At 73.6% G+C, this 4797-nt stretch carries 7 protein-coding genes; 2 read left to right on the plus strand and 5 right to left on the minus strand.

Features of this window, described 5'->3' with window-relative positions; genetic code table 11:
- Positions 1–237: 237 nt before the first annotated feature.
- The 5 genes from ACWEVO_RS30235 to ACWEVO_RS30255 are packed head-to-tail and all read right to left on the minus strand — an operon-like array spanning position 238 to position 3761.
- Entirely contained in the window at positions 238–684 is a 447-nt protein-coding gene (locus ACWEVO_RS30235; RefSeq protein WP_452310871.1) for a hypothetical protein, read from the minus strand.
- A gap of 3 nt (positions 685–687) precedes the next feature.
- The gene (locus ACWEVO_RS30240) at positions 688–1545 is read right to left on the minus strand and encodes an ABC transporter permease (protein WP_452310872.1); all 858 of its coding nucleotides are present in this window, start codon (positions 1543–1545) and stop codon (positions 688–690) included.
- Positions 1542–2498 carry an ABC transporter ATP-binding protein gene (locus ACWEVO_RS30245; protein WP_452310873.1) on the minus strand — a complete coding sequence of 319 codons (957 nt, stop codon included), beginning with the start codon at positions 2496–2498 and terminating at the stop codon, positions 1542–1544. Before ACWEVO_RS30245 ends, ACWEVO_RS30240 begins: the two co-directional genes overlap by 4 nt.
- A 52-nt stretch (positions 2499–2550) precedes the next feature.
- Positions 2551–3156 carry a DedA family protein gene (locus ACWEVO_RS30250; RefSeq protein WP_452310874.1) on the minus strand — a complete coding sequence of 202 codons (606 nt, stop codon included), beginning with the start codon at positions 3154–3156 and terminating at the stop codon, positions 2551–2553.
- Positions 3153–3761, minus strand: coding sequence for a phosphatase PAP2 family protein (locus ACWEVO_RS30255; protein WP_452310875.1), 609 nt, complete (start codon positions 3759–3761; stop codon positions 3153–3155). The genes ACWEVO_RS30250 and ACWEVO_RS30255 overlap by 4 nt, the downstream gene beginning before the upstream one ends.
- 115 nt (positions 3762–3876) lie before the next feature.
- On the opposite strand from ACWEVO_RS30255, the gene ACWEVO_RS30260 reads away from it, so the two are divergent.
- The gene (locus ACWEVO_RS30260; RefSeq protein WP_452310876.1) at positions 3877–4554 is read left to right on the plus strand and encodes a response regulator transcription factor; all 678 of its coding nucleotides are present in this window, start codon (positions 3877–3879) and stop codon (positions 4552–4554) included.
- Position 4555: 1 nt separating this feature from the next.
- The coding region (locus ACWEVO_RS30265; protein WP_452310877.1) for a hypothetical protein at positions 4556–4797 on the plus strand (242 nt) is incomplete at its 3' end.

Consider the following 4797-nt stretch of genomic DNA (forward strand, 5'->3'; position numbering starts at 1 on the left):
GGCGCCGGCCACCCCGACCACGATGCCGGCCACCGACACGATGCCGTCGTTGGCGCCCAGCACCCCGGCGCGCAGCCAGTTCAACCGGCTGGCGAGCCCGCCGGCCCGGTGCGGCTCCCCGCCGTGCGCCGCCGGCTCGACGACGTCGTCCGTGTTGCGTACCTCTGTGCTCACCGGCCCATCCTGCCCAGCGGCGACCGGGCCCGCCAGCGAGGCAAGGCTTGGCTGAGCCCTGGGTCAGTGGTCGGGGTCGAAGGCGCCGTCCCACTCGAACACCGGGTTGGGCACGTCGTGGCCGTGGCGGTCGGTGAGCACCGCCTGGCCGACGAGCTTCGACGGCCCGCCGGCGACGTAGGTGGCGTCGGACTTCGCCTGGACCTCGAACTTGCCGTCCTGGATCTGGCCCTGGTCGTCCCGGAAGTGGATCATGCAGATCCAGTCGGGGCCGGGGCCGACGTCCGGGACCTTCGGGCCGCCGCGGTCGCAGCTGGCGGTGGCGCCGATGCCGGCGACGGTCACCCCCGGCTCGCCGAGCAGGGCGGCGCGCTGCACGTACAGGTTGGCGAAGGCGGGGCCGATGGCCTGTTCGAGCCGGGCCTTGGTGACGTCCTCGTGGCCGCAGCCGGCCAGCGCGACGGTGAGCGCGGCGGCGAGGGTGATGCCGCGCAGGCGGTGTCGGTTCATTGGTCAGCCTCCGGTGATGTCGCGGCGACGCAGGTAGAGGTAGGCGAGGGTGAGGCAGACGACCAGCCAGCCGCCGCTGACCAGCGCGCCGGTGGTGACCGGCGCGTGGAAGGGGTGCGCGGTGAGCAGGCCGTGCCAGGCCTCGAACGGGGTGGTCAGCAGCAGCCGGCGGGCCTGGTTGAGGCCGCCGAGGCTGCTGACCAGCTGCATGATCATGCCGAGGACGACCGGTGCGGCGACCCCGATGGTGGGGTTGCGGGTGGTCACCGACAGCAGGATCGCCAGGGCGGTGAAGCCGAGCACCGGCGCGATCGCGGTGGCCCAGCTCGCGACGACCAAGGGCAGCGCGTCGCCGGGTGCGATGAGCTGACCGCTGAGCCCGGGCAGGGGCTGTCGGCCGACGACGAGCAGGCTGGTGGTGATGGTGCTGGCCGCGAGCAGGGCCAGGACGAGGAGGTTGAACCCGACCGCGGTGAGGGTCTTGGCCCAGAAGACCTGGGTGCGGCTGACCGAGCGGGTGAGGATGGTCTTCCAGGTGCCGTGCTGGTCCTCGTTGGCGAAGATGTCCCCGGCCACCAGGGCGGCGAGCAGCGGCAGCACCCACTGGTGGGCGAAGGCCAGCACGAACAGCGGGACGGCGTAGCCGCTGGTGTGGATGTGCCGGCCGTAGATGGTGTCCTTGGGCGGCAGCTGGCTGTTGAAGATCAGCACGACCGCGATCGGGACGACGACCGCGCCCACGAGCAGGGCGCGGCTGCGCACCTGGGCGGCGAGCTTGGCGGCCTCCCAGCGCAGCACGGTGGCGGTGCCGGGCCGGCGGCGGGCGGTCGGGGCGACGGCGGGTACGGCGGTGGCGGTCATCGGCGGGCTCCGGTGGCGGCGTCGAGGCCGGCGGGTGGTCCGGCCGGGGCGGATTCGGTGAGCATGAAGAACAGCGCCTCCAGCGGCGTCTCGTCGCGGGTGAGGCCGCGCAGTGCGACGCCCGCGTCGACGATGTCGGCGATCAGCCCGTCGACGTCCTTCTGCGGGCCGCGCACGGCCAGTCCGTCGCCGGTCGCGGTGACCTCCAGCCCGCGGGCGCGGGCCAGGCCGGCGGCCCGGTCGTCGTCGGTCGTGGTGATCCGGTGCGCCTGCTCTGGGGCCTGCTCGCGCAGCGCGGCGATCGAGCCGTGGTGCACCACCGAACCCGACTTCATGATCGTGACGTTGTCGCAGATCTGCTCCACCTCGGCCATGTCGTGGCTGGACAGGAGCACGGTCAGCCCGGTGTCGGCGAGGCGGCGGACCAGGTCGCGCATGTCGCGGATGCCGGCGGGGTCCAGGCCGTTGGCCGGTTCGTCGAGCACCAGCAGCCGCGGGGCGCGCAGCAGCGCGGAGGCGACACCGAGGCGTTGCCGCATGCCGAAGGAGTAGCCGCGGACCCGGTCGTGCTGGCGGTCGGCCAGGCCGACCAGGTCCAGCACCTCGTCGACCCGGTCGGCGGCGTCCCCGCCGTCCAGGCCGGCGAGCAGGCGCAGGTTCCGCCGGCCGGACAGGGTCGGGTAGAACTTCGGGCTCTCGATGAATCCGGCGACGCCGGTGAGGGCGCCGACGCCGTGGTCCCGCCAGGACCGGCCGAAGACCTCCAGGGTGCCGTGGTCGGGCCGGATCAGCCCGAACAGCATCCGCAGGAAGGTCGTCTTGCCCGCCCCGTTCGGGCCCAGCACGCCGTACACCTCGCCCTGGGCGACCTGCACGGTGATGTCGTCGACCGCGGTCAGTGGACCGTAGGTCTTGGTGAGGTTGACGGCGTTGACCGCCAGCACATCGCTCATGGCCCGGACGCTAAAGATCACACATGAAGTGGGGATGAAGACGCGCGGCGGGTCAGCGCCGCGCCGCGGCCTTCCGGCGACGCACCCGCCAGGCCACCCAGGCGAGGGCCGCGAGGATGCCGGCGGCCAGGGCGTAACCCTGGTAGCGGTGCAGTTCGGCCTCGATGGCCCGCAGGTGGTCCCCGGCCAGGTAGCCGGCGGTGACCCAGACCCCGACCCAGGCGGCGGCGCCGAGGGCGTTGTACGCGACAAAGCGCCGCCAGGGCATGCCGGTGGCCCCGGCGATGATCCCGTTGAACTGCCGCAGCCCCTCCACGAACCGCGCCACCGCGACGACCTTCGGCCCGTTGCGGCCCATGAACGCCTCCAGGCGGGCGAAACGGTCCGGAGTGAGCCGGACGTACCGGCCGTACCGCAGGATCAGCGACCGGCCGCCGGTGCGGCCGATCAGGTAGCCGATGCTGTCCCCGACCACCGCGGCCAGGAACGCCGCCACCGCGACCCCGACGACGTTCAGCTCACCGTGGGCGGCGAAGCCGGCGCCGGCGATGATCGCGGTCTCGCCGGGCGCCGGCATGCCGAAGCCCTCCACCCCGACCAGAAGGGCGATCCCCAGGTAGCCGTAGTGGGCAACCAGGTCGGTGAGATGACCGGTCACCGGCGTGCCGGGGCGACCCGGTCGGCCGCCGCCGGGCCGCCGGGCCGCAGCAGGGGGCGCAGCGGGGTGTGGTCCAGCCGGTCCAGGGCGGCGCCGATCGGGCGGCGCGCGAGCAGGTAGCCGAGCAGGGCCACGGTGGCGCCGACCGCGAAACCGGCCAGCACGTCGAGCGGGTAGTGCGCCCCGATGTAGATGCGGGCGAAGCCCATCACCGCGGCGGCGGCCGTGGCCAGCAGGCCGAGCCGCCAGCTCACCAGCAGCAGGCCGGCCGCGACCGCCCCGGCCATGGTGGCGTGGTCCGACGGGAACGACGGGTCGGTGCTCCGGTCGGCCAGCACCAGGATGCCCGGCAGCGTGGTGTACGGCCGGGGCTCGTGCACGAGCGACACGATCGGCTGGTTGACCGCCACCGCGAGCAGCATGCCGACCGGCGCCCACACCGCCGCCGGCAGCCCGACCCCGCGGAGGCGGGCGGTCCACCAGCCGGCCAGCAGCAGTACGGCGAAGAGCACCACGCCGTACTTCGCGTAGCCGGCCATCGGGGCGTGCAACCAGGGTGTCGCCCGAGCCAGGTCGTTGATCTCCAAGAAGAGTCGGGTGTTCATGCGGTTCCTCCCACGTCCGGCTGCCGACGGTAGGCAGGCGGACATGAAGGGCAGATGAAGATCGCGCGCGGTGTGCTGCACTTGATGGCGGGGCGGGATGATGGAAGGAGGCCCGGTGCGGGTCCTGGTGGTGGAGGACGAGCGGCGGCTGGCCGACCTGCTCGCCCAAGGGCTGCGCGAAGCCGGACACACGGTCGACATCCGGTACACCGGCTCCGAGGGGCTGCTCGCCGCGGCCACCGGGCCGTACGACGCGGTGGTGCTCGACGTCATGCTGCCCGGCCTCGACGGCACGGCGGTCTGCCGGGCCCTGCGGCAGCAGGGCAACCAGGTGCCGGTGCTGATGCTCACCGCCCGCGGGGAGGTCCCCGACCGGGTCGCCGGCCTGGACTCGGGCGCCGACGACTACCTCACCAAGCCGTTCTCGTTCGACGAGCTCCTCGCCCGGTTGCGTGCCCTGCACCGCCGGTCCGCCGGCCCGGCGCCCGCCGAGGTCCGCGCCGGTGACCTGCTGCTCGACCCGGCCCGGCGGCGGGTGTTCCGCGGTGACACCGAGGTCGACCTGTCCGCCCGGGAGTTCGACATCCTGGCCCTGCTGATGACCCGGGCCGGGCAGTGCCTGACCCGCTACCAGATCCTCGACGAGGTGTGGGACGGCGAGACGGACATCCGCTCCAACGTCATCGACGTGCACGTGGCCACCCTGCGGGCCAAGGTCGACAAGCCGTTCGGCCGGCACGCCATCGAAACCCTGCGGGGCGTCGGCTACCGGTTGCGCCCGGACGGTGGCTGACATGCCGCGACCGCGTCGGTGGACGGCCCGGTGGGGCGGTCTGCCGCTGCGCGTCCGGCTGGTCGCCGGCTTCGCCGCCGCGATGCTGGTGGTGCTCACCGGCGCCGGCGCGTTCGTCTACCTGCGCGTGCGCTACGCCCTCGACCTGCGCCGCCGGCTCAGCAGGGTGGCGTTGGTGTTGAACCCGACCACGATGTCCCGCGCCACCGCGGCCGCGACCATCTCCATCAGGTACGGCGACAG

It is taken from the genome of Micromonospora sp. NPDC003776 (genome assembly GCF_053605645.1).

Bases quoted from the DNA above. Each gene is read 5' to 3' on its own strand.
- ACWEVO_RS30235 (WP_452310871.1), bottom strand. From the start codon at position 684: ATGAACCGACACCGCCTGCGCGGCATCACCCTCGCCGCCGCGCTCACC.
- ACWEVO_RS30240 (WP_452310872.1), bottom strand. From the start codon at position 1,545: ATGACCGCCACCGCCGTACCCGCCGTCGCCCCGACCGCCCGCCGCCGG.
- ACWEVO_RS30245 (WP_452310873.1), bottom strand. From the start codon at position 2,498: ATGAGCGATGTGCTGGCGGTCAACGCCGTCAACCTCACCAAGACCTAC.
- ACWEVO_RS30255 (WP_452310875.1), bottom strand. From the start codon at position 3,761: ATGAACACCCGACTCTTCTTGGAGATCAACGACCTGGCTCGGGCGACA.